Source organism: Corynebacterium camporealensis (assembly GCF_000980815.1).
GTDB classification, from domain to species: domain Bacteria; phylum Actinomycetota; class Actinomycetes; order Mycobacteriales; family Mycobacteriaceae; genus Corynebacterium; species Corynebacterium camporealense.
Genome location: NZ_CP011311.1, coordinates 1,001,257 through 1,023,724 on the forward strand (window position 1 = coordinate 1,001,257; position 22,468 = coordinate 1,023,724).

Genomic DNA, 22,468 nt, shown 5'->3' on the forward strand with positions numbered 1-22,468 from the left:
TGCGCTGCATAGTAATGTTGTATGCATGACTGAAACCCGGTGGCTCAACGACGATGAGCAAGACCTGTGGCGACTCTATCTAGCAGCCAGCCGCAAACTTACTCACGCTGTTGAAGAAACCCTGACAGCCGGCGGGGAGGTGACCTTTCCCGAATACTCGGTGTTGGTGTCACTGTCTGAAGCGCACGGTCAGCAACTGCGACTTCGCGAACTTTGTGAAGAACTAGAATGGGACCGCTCGCGCACTTCCCATCAGGTCACCCGCATGGCGCGACGCGGTTTGGTCTCGAAGACCAAGTTCGAAAACGACAAGCGTGGCGTTGTCGTAGGAATTACCGACATGGGCATGCAGCGACTCAAAAACGCTGTTCCGGAACACGTTGAATCAGTTCGTCGCTTAGTCTTTGACCACATGCACCCCGAAGACGTGCCGGCGCTACGTCGTTTCTTTACTGGCATCCTCAACGCCAACAACCTTCCGGGGTACCCTGACTACATCCCGGATTCTTTCCTTAACGTTTTACCGGAACGCTAATTGGCACCCACCCCACAAGGAGTAAATACCATGATGGGACAAGAGCTTTTCGAGCACCCCAAGCGCCAGTACCGTACATACAACATCACTCCGCTAACGGAGCTAACCAAGCTCATTTCCTCCCCGGAGGTCTTAGAAGATGACCCCACCGAGGAGCAGGTTGAGGCAATAGAAGCAGCGCTTGACGATGTCCCATCGGCCGCCGTGACCTTCGACGAAGCTGCTGGTTTGTGGATTCGCGGCGCAGAAGAAGACATCAATCAGATGCTCGATGACCGCGAAGAATTCTTGGACGCTTTGGAGAACAATCAAGACCCCGGAATCTAGGGGTAGTCTTACCCCGACACGGGTGGGGAAGTGCTAAGATATTGTCCAGCATCGCCCGCAGGCCCGCGGGCAACAGTGAAAGGCAAGGGAGTATATGTCGAACCAGGCTCTGGCCGCTCGTGAAGAGCAGGACCGCAAGGAAGCAGAAGCTCGTGACAAGGACAACGGCTGGGTAAAGGTATTCGTCGCCTGGATCCCAATGGGAATCATTTCCTTCGTCGTGTGCGCCCTGATGATGCTGGGCATGTTCTGGATTGAGCACGGCACCCTGAATATCGGTATCGATATCACCAGCCCGTTCGCAGCCTAATAGACGCGACACCTTCAACCGCAGTGAGATGAACTCACTGCGGTTTCTTCATGCCCCGCTCAAGCGGGGCAGTTGCCTCGTATAAGCACGCATTTGGGTGCCTATACGTATTGCGGGACTCCACGTAGCGCGTAGCAGCTGAGCTTAATCTCCCGGTTCCTCCTGGCACGGGCTTGGGAAAGCACTAAGGCATCGAGAAGCGTCCAGATACCCAACCCACCCAGCGTGAACGTCATGGCAACGCCGTAGCCAATGTTGCCGATGTAGTAACGGTGCCCGCCAAAGAGCCCGGTAAAAAGCCATAGCAGCCACATCACGATGTTGGACTTCTTGCGGTCTTCATAATCGTATTGGGCTTGCTGAATAGCGAATAACTCTGCTTCGCTCGGTGTCGGTTGTGGATCGGGAAGATACTGATACGGACTGTTCATGGATCTTTCCTTTCACAGGCGAGAATCTGACTAACTTCTTTAATCGCAAAACCACTCTATGGTCTAGTTTTAAAAGTCGCCTGTGGAATCGGTGCTGACATCCTGCCTTGGTTGCAGCGTCGCCTCGTTGCTGCGTTGTCGCGCTGTCACTGGGCATTGACCCGCGTGTTGGATACACGAAACCCTCCATCGACCAGTGTTATCTGGTTCAGATGGAGGGTGAAAAAGTGTGTCCCCGACAGGGATCGAACCTGCGACCTTCGGTACCGGAAACCGATGCTCTAATCCGCTGAGCTACGGAGACATTGTTGGAGATCCAGGTGGAAAACCAACGATGTGATTCTAACGCATCGCTGCGGGAGAAACTAATTTAACCCCGGTGCGTCGGAGGTGCCGACATGGCCGCTGCGCAGGAACTCTACGGCGATATCATCGACAGCCTTGTTGCCCATAGCAACGTGTCCGTGGCCTGGGCCCTGGACGGTGACAACGTGGGACTGCATCGGACGAGAGATGCCGGTGTGCAGGTGGTATGGAGTCTGCGGGTCGCGGGTGCCCTGGATCTGCAGTGGCTTGGTCTCTAGCGCAGAGCCATCGAAGTTCGGCAGGGAGGTCACCGGACCGCGGCCGGCACAGCCGACGCCGCTGGAGTACAGGGTGCTGAACTGAATGAAGGGGTCAGCGGTGAAGTAGTTCGACCACAGGAATGGTGGCAGGTCGCGGTACTCCGGTGGGGTCTGGTGTTCGTTGCAAACGACGATGCTTTGCATTGCCATCGTCTGTGCTTGGGATTCGAGGATGGCCTGGGTTTCTTCTTCAGAAAGCTCTGGAATTCCTTCCGGGGCTTGGCCGGAGATGAACTGGGCGAGTTCTTCCCAGGATGCAGCCATCGGAACAAGTTGGCGGGTGGCATTCAGAGTCGGGGAGGTGACCTGGTAGTTCATTGGCTTCTGGGTGCGGTCCTGGAGGTGCTCGACCTGGACGCGCAGCTCACCAGTAGCGGTCATGATGTCCGCACCAGGTTGGCCGGCGAATTCGAGTCCTGGTGGCAGGTCACCGATTTCGGCGTTCGGTGGCAGAGCAGTGGGGCGGACGCCCGCTTCGGAGGCAACCTTGCGGGACCAGTTCTCATAAACCTGCAGTGGGGTAGTGCCCATGCCGTAGGTGTCGTTGCGGTCGGCAACATAGCCCATGAACTCGTGGAGGCCATCGTGGTAGCCATCAATCTGGGAACGAAGAATGCCACCCCAGGCCTGCTTCGGATCCACGCCGGAATCCAGGATGACCTTGTCGGTGTTCTGCGGGTAGAACGTCGAGTAGGCAGAAGCTAAGAAGGTGCCGTAGGACAGGCCGAGAATCGAGATGCGATCCTCGCCGAGAGCCTGGCGGACAGCTTCCCAGTCGTGGGTGGTGTTCTCAGTGGTCAGGGAGTTGCTGTAGCCCGGCTGGTTCTTCTCACAGCCAGCGCGGGTAAGGGCGCCGTACTGGGTGAGGAACTCAATGATGCCCTGTGGTGCGGCTGGGTCACAGGAAATTGGGGTGGAGCCCGGCAAGCCGCGGGGCTGGACACCGATGACGTCCCACTCGTTGCGGATTTCTTCCGGCCACTGGGCAATGTTGTTGCTACCAGCCCAGGAGTAAGCGTCGCCGCCCGGGCCGCCTGGGTTGGTAAACAGTGCGCCGCGGCGGGCATCCGGATTGGCAGCCTTCACGCGAACGAAACCGACGCTGATGCTGCCAGCATCCGGGTTGTCGTAGTAGGTGGGGACCTCCAGTCGGCCACACTCAGCGCCGACGATATCGACGCTCGGCGGGCATTCTTCCCAGGTGATATCCGAGGCAGTGGGTGCTGCGGCAGGCGCGGGGTTCGCAGAGGCTAGGCCTGCGCCGAGGGCTACCACGGTTGCGAAGGTAGCGGTGGCACCAGTGATAGTAGAGAGTACGGAAGTAGAGCGAGAACGATTGAGCACAGTTATAATCCTTTGCTTAATATTTCTATGCCGCAAAGTATAGGGGATCTTTTAAGCCCCCGCAGAGATTTGGTCTAAGCGGGGCCCTAGGTCGCAACAGTGGTCACACTATTTAACAATCACCACGGTCAGTTCACGGGGACCATGCACACCTTCGACGCGGGAGAGCTCAATATCGGAGGTCGCAGAAGGACCAGAAATCCAGGTCGTGGGGCGATCCGGGTGCATAGCAGAGATGACTTCCGGGATGCCGTAGACGGTGTTGTCGCCGCGCACGATGCAGACGTGACGGTCCGGAACCAGAGTCAGTGCACGGCGGCCGCAGAGCTCATTGGCTTCAATGACGATGGTGCCAGTCTGCGCACAGGCGACGAGTGATTCGGTGACCACGGCATCAGCACTGTTGAGCTCACGCGGATCGGAGTTGCGATCGTCGGGGCGGGCGCCGGAGATGCCATCGAAAAGCTGGGCGTCCATGCCCTCGGCGTAGACCACCTCGTTGTAGTTGCCGAGCAGCTCCTGAAGCAGGCTAGCGAGGTTTCCTTCCTCCGTGATTTTGACGGTGGCTTTGTAGTCCTCGAGCCGGTCGATGAGCAGTTCGCGTAATTCATCGGCGCCTAAGTCGCTCTCGCGGCGGTAGTCGCGGGGAACTTCCACTGACTTGGGCAGTCCGGCTTGCTTCTGCGCGCTGCGGATGCGGCTTAGGATTTCGGTCTTGGCGCTCATTGGTTAGCCTCCTTGCGGGCATCGTTAAGCAACTGCTTCGCTTCATCCGAGGCAAACCAATCGCGGAAGGATTTTTTCGGTGGCACCGCAGTATCGCGGCCGGTGGACCAGCCGGACATAAACAGCGGCAGGGACTCGATGGTGGCGTTGCGGCCGCCCAGTACGCGGCCGAGAACGACGAGGTGGGTGAGGTTGCCCCACAACTTCGGGTGCGCCCAGAGCAACTCAGCGGCCTGGAAGAGGCGCTTTTCTACCGGCGGGGTGGCGTGGGTGACCTTCTGGTAGCGGTTTTCCAAGATGACATCGGACAGCGGAATCTTGACCGGGCAGACCTCATCGCAGCGACCGCACAGCGAGCAGGCATAAGGCAGGCTTGCCGATGGGTCATTGTGGTCTTTCATGCCGGTGAGCTGCGGAGTCAGTGAAATACCAATCGGGCCGGGGTAGACAGAGCCATAAGCGTGGCCACCGGCGCGCTCGTAGACCGGGCAGACATTCAGGCAGGCAGAACAGCGAATGCACTTGAGCGCCTGGTGGCCGATCTCAGACGACAGTGCGGCGGTGCGGCCGTTGTCGAGGAGGACCACGTGGAAGTTCTGTGGGCCATCGCCCTCAGTGACGCCGGACCACAGTGAGGTGTACGGGTTCATGCGCTCAGCGGTCGAGGAACGGGGCAGAAGCTGCAGGAAGACCTCGAGGTCTTGGTAGGTCGGCACGAGCTTTTCGATGCCCATGACCGTAATCAGCGTTTCCGGCAAGGTCAGGCACATACGCCCGTTGCCTTCGGATTCGACGATGCTGATGGTGCCGGTTTCGGCCACGCCGAAGTTAGCACCGGAGATAGCGACCTTGGCCTGCATGAATTGCTCGCGCAGGAAAGTACGGGATGCCTCGGCCAGGGCGGCTGGCTCGGCAGGGAGGGAGGCATCGGTATGCGGCATCTTCTTGGAGAAGATTTCCTGGATTTCCGCGCGGTTGCGGTGGATGGCAGGCACCAGGATGTGGGAGGGCTTGTCCTCGCCGAGTTGGACAATCAGCTCGGCCAGGTCGGTCTCGCGGGCGGTGATGCCTTGTTCTTCCAGGTGTTCGTTCAGGCCGATTTCCTGGGTAGCCATGGACTTGACCTTGACCACGTTGGTTTCACCGGTGTCTTTAATAAGATCGGTGATGATCTCGTTGGCTTCCTTGGCATCGCGGGCCCAGTGGACGATGCCGCCGCGGGCGGTGACTTCCTTTTCGAATTGCTCGAGGAGTTCCGGCATGCGGGCAGCGACGTCTTCTTTGAGTGCAGAACCTGCATTGCGCAGCTCCTGCCAGTCGTCCAGTTCTTCAACGGCCTTGGCGCGCTTGGCACGAATGGTGGTGGTCGCGTGGTGAAGATTGCGGCGCTGCGTGGAGTTATTCAAACCCACATGGGCCAGCGGGACGAAGGCCTTCTCACCGCGTAGGTTGCCGTAGTTTTCTGGGGCATGGGGTGGGGTTGCAGTCGTCATTAGAGCATCTTCTCCTTGCTATAAGCAGCCGACTCTGGACTCCAGGGGTGTTCCTTCGTGGAGGCAAGAATTTCTGCCAGGTGGATCGCGCGAATGCCGCTGCGCTGGCGGGAAAGAGCACCCCCGATGTTCATCAGGCAAGAGGAGTCGCCACCGGTGACGTATTCCGCGCCGGTGTCTTTGACGTGGCGGGTCTTGTCGTTGACCATCGCCTGGGAAACTTCCGCATTCTTTAGTGCGAAGGTGCCGCCGAAGCCACAGCATTCTTCAGCGTTGTCGAGGGTGACCAGCTCAATGCCTTCCACGGCGTTGAGGAGCTGATAGGGCTTATCGCCTAACTCGAGGAAGCGCAGACCATGGCAGGACGGGTGATAGGTGACCTTGTGTGGAAAGAAAGCGCCTAAGTCCACGCGCTTTTCGATGTCCACGAGGAACTCCGGCAAGTCCACAGTCTTGTTGGCTGCCTGCTTGGCGCCGTCGACATCGGCAAGCGTGCCAAAGCGCTCAGCCAGGCGGACGTGCTGCTCGCGAACGGCACCCACACAGGAACCAGAGGCAGCAACGACGTAATCGATGGATGGATCGGCGAAGGCGTCGATATAGGTACGGATGATGTTGAAGGCTTGTTCCTGATAACCGGTGTTGATGTGCATCTGTCCGCAGCAGGTTTGTTGCTCCGGGAAGATGACCTCGTGGCCCAAACGCGACAGGATTAACGCGGTGGCTTTATGTACATCGGGAAATAGTCCGTCACCAATACAAGTGGCGAAAAGCGCAATACGCATGTGTGCTCCTCGTGATGTGCTGACCAGCAGAAAATAAGAGAAATTGCTGGTATGACGTTATATGTAATTTTAGTCCTAAAAGATAAGGTTTTCTAGAAAGGCGGTCCTTAGAAAACTAAGGACCGCGATGCCTAGGAGGAAGGCTTAGGGAACCAGGAATCCCAAGACGTTGGTCATCAGGAAGACCGTGATGCAGACGATCACGAGGAAGAGTGCGGAATAGCCCACGACAGCCTTGAGGATGCGGGATTCTTCGCCTTCCATCTTCACTGCGGTTGCGGCAATGGCCAGCGACTGCGGCGAGATCATCTTGCCGACCACACCGCCAGCCGTATTAGCAGCCAGCATGAGGTCCGGGTTGACATCGATGCGATCGGCGGCGGTGACCTGCAGGTTGGCAAATAGGGCATTGGCGGAGGTGTCGGAACCGGTCACGGCGGTGCCGACCCAGCCGAGGACTGGGGCGAAGAGTGCGAAGATAGCGCCGGCCGAGGCGACGAACTCGCCAATGGCGATGGTCTGACCGGAGTAGTTCATGGTGTAGGCCAGAGAGAGCACGAACACGATGGTCAGTGCGGAGAACTTCATGCGGTTGAGTACTTCGCCAAACTTGGCGACTGGCGCAGAGGCAGGCAGGGGATAGGTGCCGTTTTCGTTGAAGACCATGTAGACAATCGAGACGATGATGCCCGAGAGCAACAGCAGAGAACCGGGGTTGCCAAAGATGTTGAAGCTAAAGGAGGTATCCATTGCTTCACCGGAGGTATCGATAACCGTGCCAGACAGCAGTGGCCACTCGAAGTGGACTTCCAAGAATCCCAGCAGACGCGGGAAGGCAGTCGCGATGGCAAAGACTGCGACGACCACCGCATAAGGCAGCAGGGCCATCCAGATGCGACGGCCGTTGAGGTGGGAGTCTTGCTCCGGGGCGGGGATGCCCATGCGCTCCCGCAGTTCGGCAACGCCCTTGGGCTTCCAGACGCGCAGGAAGACGAATGCACAGCCCAGCGAGACGATACACGCAATGACGTTGGTGAGCTGGTAAGCGAAGAAGGTGGCTGCGGCCCACTGGGAAATGGCAAAGGAAATGCCGATGACCGCGGCTGCCGGGGCGGCTTCGCGTACACCGCGCCAGCCATCCAGGATGAACAGAATAAAGAAAGGAACCGCTGCAGCGATGAGCAGGACCTGTAGCGAAATCAGGCTTGCGATATCAGCAGTCTGTTCCACGGTACGACCGCCGACCTCACCGGCCGTGGTCACCGGAATGCCGACAGCGCCAAAGGCCACCGGGGCAGTGTTCGCAATCAGAACGGTCGTAGCAGCCTTCAGCGGCTTAATACCCAGTGCCAGCAGCATCGTCGCGGTAATGGCCACCGGTGCGCCGAAGCCAGCGAGTGCCTCGAGCAGGCCGCCGAAACAAAAGGCAATGAGGATGGCCTGGATGCGAATATCGCCATCGCCAAGCAGATCAAAGGTCTTGCGCAGGTCATCAAAACGCCCGGCAGACACGGTGACTTCGTAGAACCAAATGGCGGTAATAATCACCCAGACAATGGGGAAGAGGCCAAATAATGCGCCGCGGAAGGCGGAAGAAATGGCCATGTCAATGGGCATCGCAAAGCCCAGCACGGAAATAAGTAGTGCAACCACCAAAGCCACCGCACCTGAGGTGTGGGCGCGGGCCTTAACGCCTAACAACATGATGAAGAAGGCGACTAAGGGAAGTGTTGCCACGGCTGCGCTTAAGGCCAAATTGTCGGCGATAGCGTCAGTGGTGATGTGAAATTCGGTCATTAGATTCTCGCATTTCTCACGAACACTAGTTTGTGATCCGTAGCATAATCTGATTTTCGCACCTGCACATTATTTCCCAATATTTTTTGCATTTGGCTGCTGACGATGGGCTGATGGTGGCAGATGGCGAAAGGGGCGATAGACTCTGACGTTATGAATCCAGAAGATCTAGCCGTACTCATTAAAGAAACTGCTGTTACTGTGCTCAGCGAGCATGACCTGGACGTAACCGTGCTGCCGCACACGGTGACCGTCGAGCGTCCGCGCAACCCGGAGCACGGCGACTACGCCACCAACTTGGCCCTGCAGGTGGCCAAGAAGGCTGGGGCTAATCCCCGCGAGCTGGGGCAGTGGCTTGCCGATGCCCTCTCGGATAACCCTGCCATCGACGAAGCCAGCATTGCGGGTCCTGGATTTTTGAATATTCGCCTGGCTGCGGCCGCACAGGGCGCCATCGTGGAGCAGGTGCTCAAGGCCGGTTCCACGTACGGCAACAACGCTACTTACGCAGGTCAGAAGATTAACCTGGAGTTCGTTTCCGCGAACCCGACCGGTCCGATTCACCTGGGCGGTACCCGCTGGGCTGCCGTCGGTGACTCCCTGGGTCGCGTATTGGAAGCAAGCGGTGCAGACGTTACCCGCGAGTACTACTTCAATGACCATGGCCGTCAGATCGACCGCTTTTCTAAGTCCTTGGCGGCCTCCGCTAAGGGCGAGCCAACCCCAGAGGACGGCTACGGCGGCGCCTACATCGATGACATTGCCCAGGCTGTGCTGAAGGAAAACCCGCAGGCACTCGAGGGCGATGACGCAGAAGTACAGGAGAACTTCCGTGCTTCTGGTGTGGAGATGATGTTCGCCCAGATTAAGCAGTCCCTGCACGAGTTCGGCGTGGACTTCGATGTCTACTTCCACGAGAACTCGCTCTTTGAGTCCGGCGCTGTGGACAAGGCCCTGGATTACTTGAAGGAGAATGGCAAGCTCTACGAGGCTGAGAATGCCTGGTGGCTGAAGTCCACCGAGTACGGCGATTCCAAGGACCGCGTCGTGGTGAAATCGGACGGCGATGCCGCTTACATCGCCGGTGATATTGCGTACGTGGCCGACAAGTTCGACCGCGGCCATAACCTCAACATCTACATGCTGGGCGCCGATCACCACGGCTATGTCCCGCGCTTGAAGGCTGCTGCTGCGGCACTAGGCTACGACGCCGATGGCGTAGAGGTGCTCATCGGCCAGATGGTCAACCTGCTGCGCGACGGCAAGCCAGTACGTATGTCCAAGCGCGCCGGCACCGTGATCACCATTGAGGATCTGGTCGCTGCCATTGGCGTGGACGCGTCCCGCTACTCGCTGGTGCGTTCTTCTGTGGACCAGTCGATCGATATTGACCTGGGCCTGTGGGCTTCCCAGTCCGCTGATAACCCGGTCTACTACGTGCAGTACGGCCACGCCCGCCTGTGCTCGATTGCTCGTAAGGCCAAGGAAATCGGCGTTAGCGCTGAGGGTGCAGACTTCTCCCTGCTGACCCACGAGCGCGAAGGTGATCTCATCCGCACCTTGGGTGAGTTCCCGGCTGTCGTGGCCGAGGCTGCGCAGCTGCGCGAGCCGCACCGTATTGCTCGTTACGCAGAGGATCTCGCTGCGGTCTTCCACCGTTTCTACGACCAGTGCCAGGTGCTGCCGAAGGCTGATGAGGAGGCGCAGCCTATCCACAGCGCACGCCTCGCGCTTGCCGATGCCGCCCGCACCGTCATGGCCAATGCCTTGACCATGGTCGGCGTGAGTGCTCCGGAGAGGATGTAATGAAAGACTTCAACGACCTTCCCGCGCACGTCTGGCCGCGTAACGCGAAGCGCGAAGAAGACGGCGTGGTCACCATCGCCGGTGTCCCGCTGCCGGAACTCGCAGAGGAATTCGACACTCCACTCTACGTCTTCGATGAAGACGACTTCCGCTCGCGCTGCCAGGACATGGCTCGTGCCTTCGGCGGCCCGGACCACGTGCACTACGCATCCAAGGCGTTTATCTGCAAAAAGATCGTCAACTGGGTCAACGAAGAAGGCCTCTGCCTCGACGTCGCCTCCATTAACGAACTCAAGATTGCCCTGGCTGCGGATTTCCCGGCTAAGCGCATTACCGCACACGGCAACAACAAGGACGCCGACTACCTGACCCTCTGCGTGGAGCAGGGCGTCGGTCACGTCGTACTCGATAACGAAAACGAGCTGCGCCAGCTCGACGAGATTGCTCGCGCGCACGACGCTGTGCAGCCGGTCATGATTCGTGTGAAGCCGGGTGTTGACGCACACACCCACGAGTTCGTCGCGACCAGCCACGAGGACCAGAAGTTCGGTATCTCCCTGGCTACTGGCGCGGCATTCGATGCCGCCAAGGAGTGCCTGGAAGCTACCGGCCTGCGCCTGGTGGGCCTGCACTGCCACGTCGGTTCCCAGGTCTTTAACGCTGAAGGTTTCAAGCTGGCGGCCGAGCGCGTGCTCTCGCTGTACAAGCGCATCCACGCCGAACTGGGCGTCGCACTGCCAGAACTCGACCTCGGCGGTGGCTTCGGTATCCCGTACATGGAATACGAAGAAGCCCTCGACGTCGACGCCGTGGCGCGCGACCTGCTCTCCGCAGTTGATCGCACCGCGGAAGAACTCGATATCACCCCGCCATTCGTGCTGGTCGAGCCTGGCCGTGCTCTCGTCGCTGGTTCTGCAGTGGCGCTCTACCGCGTGGGCACCGTCAAGGATGTCGAGACCGGCCACAACGAGTTGCCTATCCGTCGTTACCTCTCGGTGGATGGTGGCATGTCAGATAATATTCGCCCGGCTCTCTACGAATCTGAATACGACGTGCGCGTGGTTTCTGGCTACACCGAAGGCAAGATGGTCGACTCTCGTATCGTCGGTTTCCACTGCGAATCTGGCGACATCTTGGTCGACGAACGCAAGCTCCCGGACGATATTCAGACCGGTGACTTGGTGGCTTTTGCAGCCTCTGGCGGATATCAGTACATGATGTCCTCGCGCTACAACGGTGCAGTCCGCCCGGCCGTGGTGGCTACCCGCGTGGGCAATACCAAGCCGATGTTGCGTCGCGAGACCATCGAGGATCTGCTATCTCTCGAGGTGGACTAGTTCGCACGTCACCCCCACTTCCAGGGGAGGACGAATCTGCTCGGTATAGTGGCGAGCTAGCAGTAATTTAAGACAATCACCCCCCAAACAGTTCTATGGAGACATGCTCATGACTTCTCAGGCACAGGTACGTACCGGTAAGGGCGAAGGCGAGACCGTAGGTGTTGCATTGCTGGGCTTTGGCACCGTGGGTGCTGAGGTCTACCGCCTGCTCGGAGAAAACTCTGAGGCTTTTACCCACCGCATCGGTGGCCCGGCAGAAATCCGCGGCATTGCCGTCCATAACAAGAACAAGCAGCGCCCGGGCGTTCCGGCAGAGCTGCTTACCGATGACGCCAAGTCTCTCGTCCTGCGTGACGACATCGACCTGGTCGTCGAGGTTATCGGTGGTATCGATTACCCACGTGAGCTCGTACTCACCGCACTGAATGCTGGTAAGTCCGTCGTGACCGCTAACAAGGCACTGGTTGCCGCACATGCTGATGAGCTGGCAGAAGCAGCAGAGAATTCCGCAGTGGACCTCTACTTCGAGGCCGCCGTTGCTGCCGCAATCCCGGTCGTCGGCATGCTGCGCCGTTCCCTGGCTGGTGACCAGATCCAGCGCATCTCCGGCATCGTCAACGGCACCACCAACTTCATCCTGGACGCGATGGAGTCCACCGGTGCTTCCTACGAAGACGCCTTGGCTGAGGCCACCCGCTTGGGTTACGCCGAGGCTGACCCGACCGCTGACGTCGAAGGACACGACGCTGCCTCCAAGGCTGCGATTATGGCTTCCCTGGGCTTCCACACCCGCGTGAAGTTCGAGGACGTCCACTGCGAGGGCATTTCCACGATCACCGCCGACGACATCGAAGCTGCCCAGGAAGCTGGCTACTCCATCAAGCTGCTGGCTATCTGTGAGCACCTGGTCAACGAAGAAACCGGTGAGGAATCCGTCAACGCCCGCGTGCACCCGACCCTGGTTCCGCAGGAGCACCCGCTGGCTTCGGTCAACAAGTCCTTCAACGCCATCTTCGTGGAGGCAGAAGCCGCTGGCGAGCTGATGTTCTATGGCAACGGTGCCGGCGGTAACCCAACCGCTTCCGCCGTCCTGGGTGACCTGGTCGGTGCATCCCGCAACATCATCCACGGCGGCCGCGCACCAGGGGAGAACGCATACGCTAACCTGCCGCTGGCTGACTTCGGTGATGTGCGCACCTGCTTCCACATCAACATGGAAGTCGCCGACCGCACCGGCGTGCTGGCCGCTATCTCCAATGTCTTTGCTGACCACGACGTCTCCCTGCGCACCGTGCGCCAGGAGGACGGCGAGTCCACCGCTCGCCTTATCGTGGTGACCCACTCCGCACAGGAGCGCGTCCTGGATGCCATCGTCACCAAGCTGGGCGAACTCGACGACGTCAAGGCCGTCAACTCCGTCATCCGCCTGGGCGCTTAAAGGGCGACGCCCGAAGGCGGCACCCAAAGACAACGGCCCACCGGCAGCAAGCGACTACCTAAAGAGAAGAGCAATGAGCACTGAAGTAGAAGTCGGCACGAAGGTTAACGTGCGGGTTCCGGCCTCCTCGGCCAACCTGGGCCCTGGCTATGACACGCTTGGCATTGCGCTGAGCCTCTACGACACCGTCGAGGTCGAAGTCACCAACTCCGGCTTGGAGGTCGAAGTCTTCGGTGAAGGCGCCGACGAGGTTCCTCTCGACGACTCCCACCTGGTGGTCAAAGCCATTCGCTCTGGTCTGCAGGCAGCCGATATGACTGCGCCGGGCCTACGCGTGGTCTGCCATAACTCCATTCCGCACTCCCGCGGTCTGGGTAGCTCGGCTTCTGCTGCCGTGGCCGGCGTTGCTGCCGGCAACGCTCTGGCTGGCAGCCCGTTGAGCAACGATCAGCTGGTACAGTTGTCTTCTGCTTTCGAAGGCCACCCGGACAACGCCGCTGCCTCCGTCCTGGGCCAGGCAGTCGTATCCTGGACCACCGTGCCTGTCGATGGCCGCTCCCTCCCGGAGTACAAAGCCGCACAGATTCAGGTTCACCCGGATATCCGCGCGACCGCACTGGTCCCGGACTTCCACGCATCTACCCAGGCAGTGCGCCGCGTGCTTCCTTCGCACGTCACGCACACCGACGCCACCTTCAACGTCTCGCGCACCGCAGTCCAGGTTGCCGCACTGCAGAACTACCCGGAATTGCTCTGGGAGGGCACCCGTGACCGCCTGCACCAGCCGTACCGTTCCGACGTTCTGCCTGTTACCGCCGAATGGGTCAACCGCCTGCGCAACCGCGGATACCCGGCTTATCTGTCCGGTGCCGGCCCCACCGCCATGGTGCTGCACACCGAACCCATCGAGGACGCCGTCCTCGACGAAGCCCGCGAAGCAGGCCTGCGCGTCCTTGAACTCGAAGTAGCCGGCCCGGTAGAAACCAAAGTAACCCGTGCTTAAAAGGCAAAGCCTTTAAGCACGGAAGAAAACAGACAAAGCGAAAGGTTGTCGCCACACAGGCGACAACCTTTCTTGCTTTTCTCCATCCTTACCGCACGGACACCTTTTCTGGTTCCGGGTCGTCCTTATCAGCGTTGTCTTTCGCGCCTTCTTCGACGCCCAGCTTCTTCATCGCGAAGGTAGCTAGCAGGATACAGCCGCCCAACATGATGCCGCCGCCGATAAATAGCACCGCTAGGTGGTTGAAGAGCTTGCCGGCATCCAGGTCAGTGATCATGATGGATGCGGCAATCAGGTAAGCAAACGCGATGTTGTTTAAAAAGCCTGGGGCATAGGTTCCACCGATGAGCAGGATGCCCAGCACAGCCGCGATGACCATGATGAAAGCAGGCATCTCACCGAATGCTGGTGCCAGAAGCATCATTCCGCTGCGCAGGCAGAATGCCAGGATGATGCCGATGGCGGAGCTGGCAAAGATCATCACGATCTTCTTCACGTCAGCATCCAGCAGGAAGAAGAATAGTGGGATGAAGTACATCGGCCATGCTTCTAAGTGCATGGCGTGGGCAGCCACATTGACGATGAGGATCCACGCCCAGATAACGACGTGAATGATGAGGTCCGGCTTCGTAGGCTTAGCGAAGTATTCCATGAGGGTGTGGGAGCGCGTAGGCGCTGCATCCTCCATTCGAGAGTCGGTAAACGTTGAGCACGGCTTGCATTTTCAAGCATGTGTTTCGACTCACATTATTGAGCGGGAGTATTCCTAGCCACACTTATGTTGCAATGGAATTAATGTATAGCCAGATCGGCATTAAACGAAGCCTAGAGCTTTTCTAGCTCTACCTTGCATACGCCGTTGCCAGATTTAGGTGTCAGTGACAGCGAGACATCACCAGGAAGCCTCTTTGCGGTGGTCTCCAGATAGCCGTCATGGATGGCGCAGACGAAAGGAGAGGGCTTTACACCTGCGGCCACAAACGGGCAGGCGTTGAGCTCGATGCATTGCTTCTTCGCCTCAATAGATTTCTCGTCTTCCTCAGAGTTATCGGCAGTGGGGTCAAAGCCTAGTTCGCGCAGGGCGTGGAAGACGGTGCGGAAGGCATCAGTGCCAGGAATATAGGTGGGCTGGTGGACCTGATTAGCCCACTGCTTGCCGATGTCGCGCGCTTTAGCGCTGTGAAAGTCATTGAGCTCAGCATTGTCGGCGAAAAGCTCTGACATGACAGCGATGAGCGCGATGTATTCTTCGGCAACCACCCGGTTATCTGGGACGCGGACTTGGAAGATGAGCGAGGGACGACCGCGTCCTTTGGCCGGGGCGCGGGTTACGCGAACCGCGCCAGTTTTGACGAGTTCGTCTAAGTGCCCGCGCGCAGTGTTGACGTGCATGTCGAGTTTCTTAGCGACTTCTTGTGCACGGGCGCCTTGCGGGAATTCTTGCAAGGTGTTGAGCACCAGCCGTTGCTTTGGTGACAGGCGCAGTGCGTCTGGGAAAAGCTCGGTGGACGAACGCGGGGGTGGTGCTGCTTCCATGACTATTAAGCTTGGCTAATCTTCAAGCAAGTGGCAAGTTAAATTTTGCGTATCCAGCAGGCAGGTTACCGGCTCACCGCCGCTAAACTGGAGGGCTTGTTCAACAGTTGCCGGCACACGGAGCGCGCAACCTCCCACTTCAATGCGTAAATACATCGTTTGTGGGCCTACTGCTTCTGCGCCTAAGACCGTACCCTGCAGCTTTGCTTTATGTGATGGAGGTTGCCCCAATTCCGGGGTAGCTAATTCAGTAGAAAAAGTATCCACTTCGATGGCTTCGGGATCAAAGACCAACATTGCTGATTGACCGTGGACATCGCGGGGGAGTTGCCCGGCAAGCGCAATGCGATTGTTGTCGAACGTAAAAACCGTTGCATGTTCGCCTGCTTCGAGTTGGCCGTAGAGGCGGTTCTTACCGGACAAATCCGCCACGAAAGCTGTGGGAGGAAAGTCCAAAAGCTTAAGCGTTTTACCCTCGGTAACCACCCGGCCCTTTTCTAAGACCAGCATGCGCGAACTCAAACCGCGGATATCTAAAGGATTGTGGGTGACAAGAACCGTGGTGCGGGTGTGGTGGGATGCCTGGAAGACGTTTCGCCAGCGTGCTGCTGCAGCGATATCGAGTGCGGCAAAAGGTTCATCGAGAAGCAAGATCGACGGCCGGGCCGCCAGTACGCGCAGCAACGCTACTTGGGCAGCTTGGCCACCGGAGAGGGAGGGCACGGGGACATCGATAAGCTCCTGCAAACCAGCAGCAGCAAAAAGCTCCTTCGTGCGCTCTTTATCCCGCGTGACCATGGTGAGCGCCTGACCCGCAGTGGCACGAGGAGGAAGGCCAGGTTTCTGGGTTAGCAACGTGATGGTCGCGTTCTCCGGTTTTAGGGACGCACCGGTAAGGCGTCCTGCAATGCGCTTGCACAGCGTGGTCTTGCCAGAGCCATTCGCACCGACGAGTGCTGTGACAGTACCGGAGGGGAAGGTGATGTCCTGCCCATCAACAACAACGTGCAGGTCAACCTTGTCCTGCGGGGTGCACAGTTCCACGAGCTTGGCGGTGTCCATGGTGCCGATGCTGCGGGCTTGCGGTGCAGGCTTACGGGCAAACAGGCTGGGCAGCACCGCGATGATCAAGCAGATAACTGCTAAGCCGATGAGTAGTGCCGACAAGCCATACGCAGCTTCAAAGTCGACTTCGCGCTCCAAGTAAATGCCCAACGGCATCGTGCGGGTAACCCCTGGTTGGGAGCCAGCGAAGGTCAACGTGGTGCCGAACTCACCGAGCGCACGCGCGAAAGCCAGGCCGGCACCTGAGGCAATGGCTGGTGCCAAGGTGGGAAGCGTGACCTTGGTGAGCACTTCCCAAGGCTTTAACCCCACGCCACGGGCGGAGTCGAGGACTTCCGAATCGATCTGGCGCAAGGCGGCATCCACGGCGGCAACAACGAAGGGGAGTGCCACAAAGGTCTGAGCCACGACCACGCCGGGGAATGCGAAGGCGAATTGGATGCCGGTCCAATCAAACAGCGGAGCTAGTAATCCACGCCTGCCTAGCGCGGCACTTAACGCAAGACCGGCTACCACCGGTGGCAACGCCAAGGGCAAATAGACCAGCAAGCGAACGAGGAACGCACCTTTGCCCAGGCGGTTAAGCCACAAAGCCAAACCAGTGCCCAAGACCACGGCAAAAATGGTTGCTTGGGCTGCTGAAGCCAACGACAGCAGCAGCATGTCAGTGGTGGCCGGGCGGGCAAGGATTTCACCCAGGCGGCCCCAGGGCACGCGGATTCCTAAGGCGATAACGGGTACAACGATGACCAGCCCTGCGGCGATGCCAAGTACGCCAATCAGGGCTGGAAGCGGGGGAGTTACCCTTTTAAGCTGGCTTGAAGCCAAAGTCACGCCACGTCTCATCGAAATCATCAGCCAGGTGGTCGAGCACCTCGGCTGCTTGCTCAGGATGCTCAGAGTTCTTTGTCACTGCGCCCAGTAGCTCATTGGTGAACTCATCGGAGCCTGCAATCTCAATGACCTCCACGTCATCGCCAGCAGACTGCGCGTCAGTGGAGTAGACCCAACCAGCGTCAGCTTCACCGGAGGTTACCTTGCCCAGCACGTCAGCAACCTGGTGCTCCTGGGACACAGGGGTCAGGTCCAGGCCCTGCTTTTCGATGATCTGCTGCGACAAATCACCACACGGTACCTGCGGATCACACAGCACCAAGCGGTGCTCGTCGGTGAGATCCTCCACGCTGTTAATACCTGCCGGGTTGCCCTTCGGAACAACCATCACCAGCTGGTTAGTGGCGAGCACCTCTGGCTCTTCGACCGAGCCATTCTCAACTGCATCATCCATCGTCTTGCGCGATGCAGTGACTAGCAGGTCAGAAGGTGCGCCTTCAGCCAGCTGAGTCACCAAGTCAGAGGAACCAGCATTGTGGAAGCTAAAAGAAATGTCCTTATCCGCGAAGTCTTCGCTCAACGCATCGTTGAGAACGCGTGTGGACGATGCCGCATGAACGTTTAATGCAGCGCCTTGGTTGTCATTGTCCACGGAAGTATCAGGGGCACAAGCAGCAAGCGAGGTTGCCGCTGCCATCGTTCCCAGGGCCGTAGCAACACGGGTGGTGTTTTTCTTCATGTCAGAAACTGTAGCGAACAAATCCTGTGCATGGGTGAATTAGGACTCATGCTTCGCGAGGGATTAGCAGGAGCAACAGGCAATTAGTACGATTAAATTCGTGGAAATAATGCGAGCTAGTCAGACACCGGCGCCCTTGGGGCGGGGTAGTGCCTGGCACGCATGGGCCGGCGGCATCGTGAGCTTCTGGCTGCTCGTCGGCATTAGCGTCAACATCGCAGCGTTACTCGGTGCGGAGCTGACCTGGTGGCAGCGTATCCATGTCCTAACTCTGGGTGCTTTAAGCACAGCCATTCTTGTCTACTCCACGCATTTCACCGAAGCTCTAACGCGTCGTCCCACGCCAAACCATCGCGCAGTGGCCACCCGCGTAGGGCTTCTTAACGCCAGCGTGTTGGTTCTACTATTCGTACCGCTGTGGAGCGTGGCTTTTTACCTCGCCACCGTGTGCATCCTCGCAGTGTTCATCTGGCATAGCGTGGCCATTTTCCTTGCGTGGAAAGGCGCGTTGTCCGGGGCTTTTGCCGTTACTGTGCCTTTCTACGTGGGTGCTGCTGCATTCATGGTCGTTGCCATTGGCCTGGCACTTGCCGCCGGGGCGCAGTGGAGTAATTACGACGCGCTGATCGCCGCCCACTCCCGCGCGACACTATGGGGCCTTGCTTGGCTGACCGTGCTGGGAACGGTCGTAACCTTCCTGCCAACCTTGGCTGGCGCACCAATTTCCCCACGTGCCCGGCAACGCGCACCGCGCACGCTGCTCGTTCACTGCTTAGGTCTACTGCTCGCACTCATCGGTTTAGTAGAGCAGTGGCACGTGCTTGCTGCCATTGGGCAAGTGCTCTGCGTTTGCGCGGCGGTGTACCTGCTGCAGCCGGTCTTGAGCTCGGTTTTGGGTGCGAGCCCGCGTCTGACGACGCCCAGCCTTTCCGTCTGTGCAGGAGTCCTGTGGGTGCTGGCTGTGCAGGCTGCCGATGGTATCGCCATTGCTCTTGGCGTCGCCCCGCGGGAACTGACCACTGTGTTGCTTCCGGCACTCGTGGGTGGTGGCGTATTGCAGTTGGTGGCAGGTGCTTTGCAGCACTTGGTGCCTACGCTTGCACGACGCAGACAGCCAGCAAACAAGCCGGGCTGGATCCGCGTAGGAGTGCTTAACCTAGGTGCATTTTTGACGCTGGTTGGTCCTACTAAACTTGGTATAGCTTTTCTCGCAGCTGGCCTTGCCGCGCACATGGTGGCGCTGGCGAGCATGGTGCTGCGACCTGTTTAAACGGAGAAGAACTCATGACTGAATCCGATACCCGCTCGACGCGTTCTGAATGGCAAGCATGGCTGATTATCGTGCTGGCCATCATTGCGGTGAGTTTGTTGGCGGTGCTTAACCTCCGTGCCGATGGTGGTAATGCCACCGCAACTGATAACCAGCCGGTGACTAGTGGCGATACCGTTACCGTCGACGTCAGTGTGGAAGGCATGGCCTTCGTGCCCGACTCGGTGGATGTGCCGCAGGGCAGTCATCTGGTTGTGAACTTCACCAACACCGGTGACCAGGTCCACGACTTGAAGATTGGCGATGCCGAAACCGGTCGCGTCGATCCGGGTGACACCGTGGCGTTGGATGCCGGTGTCATCAATGAATCCATTGAGGGCCTGTGCACGATCGCGGGACACTCCATCCAGGGCATGAAGTTCATGGTCAATGTCGGTGAAGGGGACGCCGCTGCCGCAGGCGGTGCCGATGCCAGCGGTGATGAACCCATCCGCGAAGTACCTACCGCTGCAGATTTAACCGCGCCTGACGATGACTTCGAAGCCTTCGACCCGAAGCTGACTTCCGCTAACGGAACCGTGCATGAAGAAACCTGGACGATGACCGAAGAAATCCGCGAGGTTGCACCAGGGGTTAAGCAGATGCAGTGGATGTTCAACGGCCAAGCACCAGGTCCGACACTGCGAGGCAAGGTGGGCGATACCTTCCGCATTACCTTGAAGAACGAAGGCACGATGGGTCACTCGGTGGATTTCCACGCCGGTGAGGTCAACCCGGATGAGAACATGAAAACTATCCAACCGGGTGAAGAACTGACCTATGAGTTCACCGCTAAGCGCTCTGGTATCTGGATGTATCACTGCGCCACCGCGCCGATGAGCCTGCACATTGCGAACGGCATGGCCAGTGCAGTCATCATTGATCCGCCGGAGCTTTCCGATGTCGATGACGAGTACGCCTTGGTTGCCTCCGGCTTCTTTATCGGTGAGCAAAACGACGGCGCTGACCCACAACGAGTCGCCGATGGCCGAAATGATCTGATGGCCTTTAACTACAACCCAGGCCAATACGTGCGCGACCCACTAGAGGCCAAGGTGGGCGATACGGTGCGCTTCTGGGTTCTTAACGTTGGTCCAGACGAGCCGCTGAGCTTCCACGTGGTCGGCGAAGTCTTCGACACTGTCTACAGCGAAGGCCGCTACCTCATCCAAGATGAAACCGACACCGGTTCGCAGGCACTCAGCCTGCTGCCCGCACAGGGAGGTTTCGTCGAGATGACCTTCGATGAGCCAGGCACCTACACCTTCGTCAATCACGTGATGACCAGTGCAGAAAAGGGCCAACAAGGCCAGATTGTGGTCACTGAATAAGCGAACCTGGGCATACTAAAGGCCTCGCGTTACTAGTTGTTAGTAGCCGCGAGGCCTTCCTACTTCCTAGGTGCCCTGGAGGTTAAGCACCGTGGGAAGGAGTCTCGTTGTCATCTAGCTGTTGTCTGTGGGAACGAATCGGCTCCCAAGCAGTGTGGGACTGCATGCTGGTGGTGCGCTGATCGCGGGAGCGGTAGACCACGTATGGACGCGTGGTGTAACCAACTGGCGCGGAGAACGCATGGACCAGGTGGGTAAACGGCCAGACGGCGATGATGGTGAAGCCGGCAATGACGTGCACCTTAAACTGCCACGGGACGTCTGCCATCAGTTCTGGTTGTACGTTGAAGATCAACAACTGGCGAATCCACGGCGAGATGGTCTCACGGTAGTCGTAACCATGGGTGCCGTGAATATCGAGCAACTGCAACGAGAACGTCGCGATGAAACCAGATAGCAGGGACAAGCCTAGCAAGACGTACATCACTTTGTCGGAGGTCGACGTTGCGAGGAAGACAGAGCGCTTGACCAAGCGGCGGTAGAGCAGACCGGCAAATCCCAGAAGCGCTGCGATTCCGGCAATCGTGCCGGGGATGGTGGCGATCCAGTGATAGGCGGTATCGCTGATACCTACTGCGCGTGTCCATTCCTTCGGGAATGCCAAGCCCATGAGGTGGCCGATGATGACGAAGACCATCGCCCAGTGAAACAGCGGGGAGGAGAGGCGAAGCAGCTTCGACTCATAGATCTGAGTGGAGTGGGTGTTCCATCCGAATTGGTCAGTACGCCAGCGCCAGAACATACCGATGGCGAAAGCGGCGATGGCCAACCAGGGAAAAGCACCAAAGAGAAAGTTGTTAAACATGGTGGTCCTTTAGATATGAGAGGGCTGGGCGGTCGGGAAAGGAAGATCCGCAATACCAACCATTTCGGCGGGCGGGCTAGTGCGGATGAGGTCGATGTACTTTTGCGCGGTGTCCTTGCTGATTTCTGGAAGTGCCTTACACAGTGCAGTAATCACGAGGGCATAAGGAGAGTTCAACGCCGTTAGAGCCGCGCGGAGAACTTCAATGCCTTCGCGGTAGCTGCCCAGCATTTCTACGGCACGCTCATGGGTCTCGCCTTCGGTTAAGCCAACAGCTTCCAAGACGACGCAGAGGTGATCCGCGAGTTCATCGTCGGGAACTTCAAAGCCTAAGCTTTCTAGCTGTTGGCGGAAGGACAAGATAGCCATTCCTCGTTGGCGAGTATCGCCCACGGCAAAGTAGGACAAGAACAACGAGCACCGGCGGCGTTGGTCGAAGGTTTCTACGTAGTGCTCTTCGACTCCACGGAGTCCAGCAGCATGCAGCCAGTCGGCAAAGCGCCCGAAATCAGAAGCGATAGGAGCAGGTAGTTGAGCTACCTGTTCCTCGACGATTTCTAGGCGGTCAAAGAAGTCTTCTTCTGGATAGGCCAACAACACCGACGCAGCCATTGCGACTATGCGACGCTGCTGTTCAGTAACCGGGACGGACTCAACAAAATGCTCTGGCAGAGGACCAGTATGCGTCCGCTGAGTACGCTGCAAATCCTTGGCTGAACCCTTGCTGGCCACACCGGCGGGAGTGCCGAAGCCAGCGACTGCATCGTCAGGCGGTGTCGAAGACACCTGCGCCTGGCGAGAGCGCAACTTATCAAAGATATTCATGGC

At 58.5% G+C, this 22,468-nt stretch carries 21 protein-coding genes and 1 tRNA gene; 9 read left to right on the forward strand and 13 right to left on the reverse strand.

The genetic code is table 11. The annotated features are described in order from the left end of the window. Positions 1 to 25 precede the first annotated feature (25 nt). The 3 genes from UL81_RS04715 to UL81_RS04725 all read left to right on the forward strand — a co-directional run bounded on the left by UL81_RS04715 (position 26) and on the right by UL81_RS04725 (position 1,172). The gene (locus UL81_RS04715) at positions 26 to 535 is read left to right on the forward strand and encodes a MarR family winged helix-turn-helix transcriptional regulator (protein ID WP_035105676.1); all 510 of its coding nucleotides are present in this window, start codon (positions 26 to 28) and stop codon (positions 533 to 535) included. A gap of 30 nt (positions 536 to 565) precedes the next feature. Then, positions 566 to 862 carry a hypothetical protein gene (locus UL81_RS04720; protein WP_035105674.1) on the forward strand — a complete coding sequence of 99 codons (297 nt, stop codon included), beginning with the start codon at positions 566 to 568 and terminating at the stop codon, positions 860 to 862. Positions 863 to 956: 94 nt separating this feature from the next. Beyond that, complete coding sequence (locus tag UL81_RS04725) at positions 957 to 1,172, forward strand: hypothetical protein (RefSeq protein ID WP_035105672.1); 216 nt, start codon at positions 957 to 959, stop codon at positions 1,170 to 1,172. A 101-nt stretch (positions 1,173 to 1,273) separates the two neighbouring features. Here UL81_RS04725 and UL81_RS04730 read toward each other — a convergent pair whose 3' ends face one another. From UL81_RS04730 to UL81_RS04760, 7 genes are all read right to left on the reverse strand, one after another. Then, positions 1,274 to 1,603, reverse strand: a complete 330-nt coding sequence (locus UL81_RS04730) for a TM2 domain-containing protein (RefSeq protein ID WP_052097736.1) — start codon at positions 1,601 to 1,603, stop codon at positions 1,274 to 1,276. 230 nt (positions 1,604 to 1,833) lie between these two features. After that, positions 1,834 to 1,907, reverse strand: a tRNA-Arg gene (locus UL81_RS04735). A 61-nt stretch (positions 1,908 to 1,968) separates the two neighbouring features. After that, the gene (locus UL81_RS04740) at positions 1,969 to 3,573 is read right to left on the reverse strand and encodes an alpha/beta fold hydrolase (protein WP_236684516.1); all 1,605 of its coding nucleotides are present in this window, start codon (positions 3,571 to 3,573) and stop codon (positions 1,969 to 1,971) included. Between the two features lie 108 nt (positions 3,574 to 3,681). Then, positions 3,682 to 4,299, reverse strand: coding sequence for a LutC/YkgG family protein (locus UL81_RS04745; protein WP_035105670.1), 618 nt, complete (start codon positions 4,297 to 4,299; stop codon positions 3,682 to 3,684). Beyond that, on the reverse strand, positions 4,296 to 5,792 hold the full coding sequence (locus tag UL81_RS04750) for a LutB/LldF family L-lactate oxidation iron-sulfur protein (protein WP_035105668.1): 1,497 nt from the start codon (positions 5,790 to 5,792) through the stop codon (positions 4,296 to 4,298). The genes UL81_RS04745 and UL81_RS04750 overlap by 4 nt, the downstream gene beginning before the upstream one ends. After that, complete coding sequence (locus UL81_RS04755; RefSeq protein ID WP_046453326.1) at positions 5,792 to 6,577, reverse strand: (Fe-S)-binding protein; 786 nt, start codon at positions 6,575 to 6,577, stop codon at positions 5,792 to 5,794. Before UL81_RS04755 ends, UL81_RS04750 begins: the two co-directional genes overlap by 1 nt. Before the next feature lie 144 nt (positions 6,578 to 6,721). Beyond that, positions 6,722 to 8,374: an L-lactate permease gene (locus UL81_RS04760; protein ID WP_046453327.1), complete on the reverse strand. Its 1,653-nt coding sequence runs from the start codon at positions 8,372 to 8,374 to the stop codon at positions 6,722 to 6,724. 153 nt (positions 8,375 to 8,527) lie between these two features. Between UL81_RS04760 and argS the strand changes: the two genes are divergently transcribed. From argS to thrB, 4 genes are all read left to right on the forward strand, one after another. After that, positions 8,528 to 10,180, forward strand: coding sequence for an arginine--tRNA ligase (gene argS, locus UL81_RS04765; protein WP_035105666.1), 1,653 nt, complete (start codon positions 8,528 to 8,530; stop codon positions 10,178 to 10,180). Further along, positions 10,180 to 11,517: a diaminopimelate decarboxylase gene (lysA, locus tag UL81_RS04770; protein ID WP_035105664.1), complete on the forward strand. Its 1,338-nt coding sequence runs from the start codon at positions 10,180 to 10,182 to the stop codon at positions 11,515 to 11,517. The genes argS and lysA overlap by 1 nt, the downstream gene beginning before the upstream one ends. A gap of 103 nt (positions 11,518 to 11,620) precedes the next feature. Further along, positions 11,621 to 12,958, forward strand: a complete 1,338-nt coding sequence (locus UL81_RS04775; RefSeq protein ID WP_407921717.1) for a homoserine dehydrogenase — start codon at positions 11,621 to 11,623, stop codon at positions 12,956 to 12,958. 73 nt (positions 12,959 to 13,031) lie between these two features. Continuing rightward, the gene (gene thrB, locus UL81_RS04780; RefSeq protein ID WP_035105662.1) at positions 13,032 to 13,961 is read left to right on the forward strand and encodes a homoserine kinase; all 930 of its coding nucleotides are present in this window, start codon (positions 13,032 to 13,034) and stop codon (positions 13,959 to 13,961) included. An 88-nt stretch (positions 13,962 to 14,049) separates the two neighbouring features. On the opposite strand, the gene UL81_RS11485 is transcribed toward thrB, so the two are convergent. The 4 genes from UL81_RS11485 to modA form a co-directional block, all read right to left on the reverse strand. Next, on the reverse strand, positions 14,050 to 14,649 hold the full coding sequence (locus tag UL81_RS11485; protein WP_052737444.1) for a hypothetical protein: 600 nt from the start codon (positions 14,647 to 14,649) through the stop codon (positions 14,050 to 14,052). 137 nt (positions 14,650 to 14,786) lie between these two features. Continuing rightward, positions 14,787 to 15,497: a helix-turn-helix domain-containing protein gene (locus UL81_RS04790; RefSeq protein WP_035105660.1), complete on the reverse strand. Its 711-nt coding sequence runs from the start codon at positions 15,495 to 15,497 to the stop codon at positions 14,787 to 14,789. Positions 15,498 to 15,512: 15 nt separating this feature from the next. After that, complete coding sequence (locus UL81_RS04795; protein WP_236684517.1) at positions 15,513 to 17,396, reverse strand: ATP-binding cassette domain-containing protein; 1,884 nt, start codon at positions 17,394 to 17,396, stop codon at positions 15,513 to 15,515. Next, on the reverse strand, positions 17,371 to 18,135 hold the full coding sequence (gene modA, locus UL81_RS04800) for a molybdate ABC transporter substrate-binding protein (RefSeq protein ID WP_035105658.1): 765 nt from the start codon (positions 18,133 to 18,135) through the stop codon (positions 17,371 to 17,373). Before modA ends, UL81_RS04795 begins: the two co-directional genes overlap by 26 nt. Positions 18,136 to 18,244: 109 nt before the next feature. Here modA and UL81_RS04805 point away from each other — a divergent pair, with 109 nt between their 5' ends. Together UL81_RS04805 and UL81_RS04810 are read left to right on the forward strand one after the other, a co-directional pair. After that, positions 18,245 to 19,405: a beta-carotene 15,15'-monooxygenase gene (locus tag UL81_RS04805; RefSeq protein ID WP_158407906.1), complete on the forward strand. Its 1,161-nt coding sequence runs from the start codon at positions 18,245 to 18,247 to the stop codon at positions 19,403 to 19,405. A gap of 14 nt (positions 19,406 to 19,419) precedes the next feature. After that, the gene (locus UL81_RS04810; protein ID WP_035105654.1) at positions 19,420 to 20,775 is read left to right on the forward strand and encodes a multicopper oxidase domain-containing protein; all 1,356 of its coding nucleotides are present in this window, start codon (positions 19,420 to 19,422) and stop codon (positions 20,773 to 20,775) included. An 82-nt stretch (positions 20,776 to 20,857) separates the two neighbouring features. Here UL81_RS04810 and narI read toward each other — a convergent pair whose 3' ends face one another. Next, positions 20,858 to 21,640, reverse strand: coding sequence for a respiratory nitrate reductase subunit gamma (narI, locus tag UL81_RS04815; protein WP_035105652.1), 783 nt, complete (start codon positions 21,638 to 21,640; stop codon positions 20,858 to 20,860). A gap of 9 nt (positions 21,641 to 21,649) precedes the next feature. Next, on the reverse strand, positions 21,650 to 22,465 hold the full coding sequence (narJ, locus tag UL81_RS04820) for a nitrate reductase molybdenum cofactor assembly chaperone (protein WP_081961441.1): 816 nt from the start codon (positions 22,463 to 22,465) through the stop codon (positions 21,650 to 21,652). Between the last annotated feature and the right edge of the window lie 3 nt (positions 22,466 to 22,468).

Coding starts and splice junctions, on each gene's coding strand:
- UL81_RS04715 (WP_035105676.1), top strand. CDS start 26: ATGACTGAAACCCGGTGGCTCAACGACGATGAGCAAGACCTGTGGCGA.
- UL81_RS04720 (WP_035105674.1), top strand. CDS start 566: ATGATGGGACAAGAGCTTTTCGAGCACCCCAAGCGCCAGTACCGTACA.
- UL81_RS04725 (WP_035105672.1), top strand. CDS start 957: ATGTCGAACCAGGCTCTGGCCGCTCGTGAAGAGCAGGACCGCAAGGAA.
- UL81_RS04730 (WP_052097736.1), bottom strand. CDS start 1,603: ATGAACAGTCCGTATCAGTATCTTCCCGATCCACAACCGACACCGAGC.
- UL81_RS04745 (WP_035105670.1), bottom strand. CDS start 4,299: ATGAGCGCCAAGACCGAAATCCTAAGCCGCATCCGCAGCGCGCAGAAG.
- UL81_RS04750 (WP_035105668.1), bottom strand. CDS start 5,792: ATGACGACTGCAACCCCACCCCATGCCCCAGAAAACTACGGCAACCTA.
- UL81_RS04755 (WP_046453326.1), bottom strand. CDS start 6,577: ATGCGTATTGCGCTTTTCGCCACTTGTATTGGTGACGGACTATTTCCC.
- UL81_RS04760 (WP_046453327.1), bottom strand. CDS start 8,374: ATGACCGAATTTCACATCACCACTGACGCTATCGCCGACAATTTGGCC.
- argS (WP_035105666.1), top strand. CDS start 8,528: ATGAATCCAGAAGATCTAGCCGTACTCATTAAAGAAACTGCTGTTACT.
- lysA (WP_035105664.1), top strand. CDS start 10,180: ATGAAAGACTTCAACGACCTTCCCGCGCACGTCTGGCCGCGTAACGCG.
- UL81_RS04775 (WP_407921717.1), top strand. CDS start 11,621: ATGCTCATGACTTCTCAGGCACAGGTACGTACCGGTAAGGGCGAAGGC.
- thrB (WP_035105662.1), top strand. CDS start 13,032: ATGAGCACTGAAGTAGAAGTCGGCACGAAGGTTAACGTGCGGGTTCCG.
- UL81_RS11485 (WP_052737444.1), bottom strand. CDS start 14,649: ATGGAGGATGCAGCGCCTACGCGCTCCCACACCCTCATGGAATACTTC.
- UL81_RS04790 (WP_035105660.1), bottom strand. CDS start 15,497: ATGGAAGCAGCACCACCCCCGCGTTCGTCCACCGAGCTTTTCCCAGAC.
- modA (WP_035105658.1), bottom strand. CDS start 18,135: ATGAAGAAAAACACCACCCGTGTTGCTACGGCCCTGGGAACGATGGCA.
- UL81_RS04805 (WP_158407906.1), top strand. CDS start 18,245: ATGCGAGCTAGTCAGACACCGGCGCCCTTGGGGCGGGGTAGTGCCTGG.
- UL81_RS04810 (WP_035105654.1), top strand. CDS start 19,420: ATGACTGAATCCGATACCCGCTCGACGCGTTCTGAATGGCAAGCATGG.
- narI (WP_035105652.1), bottom strand. CDS start 21,640: ATGTTTAACAACTTTCTCTTTGGTGCTTTTCCCTGGTTGGCCATCGCC.
- narJ (WP_081961441.1), bottom strand. CDS start 22,465: ATGAATATCTTTGATAAGTTGCGCTCTCGCCAGGCGCAGGTGTCTTCG.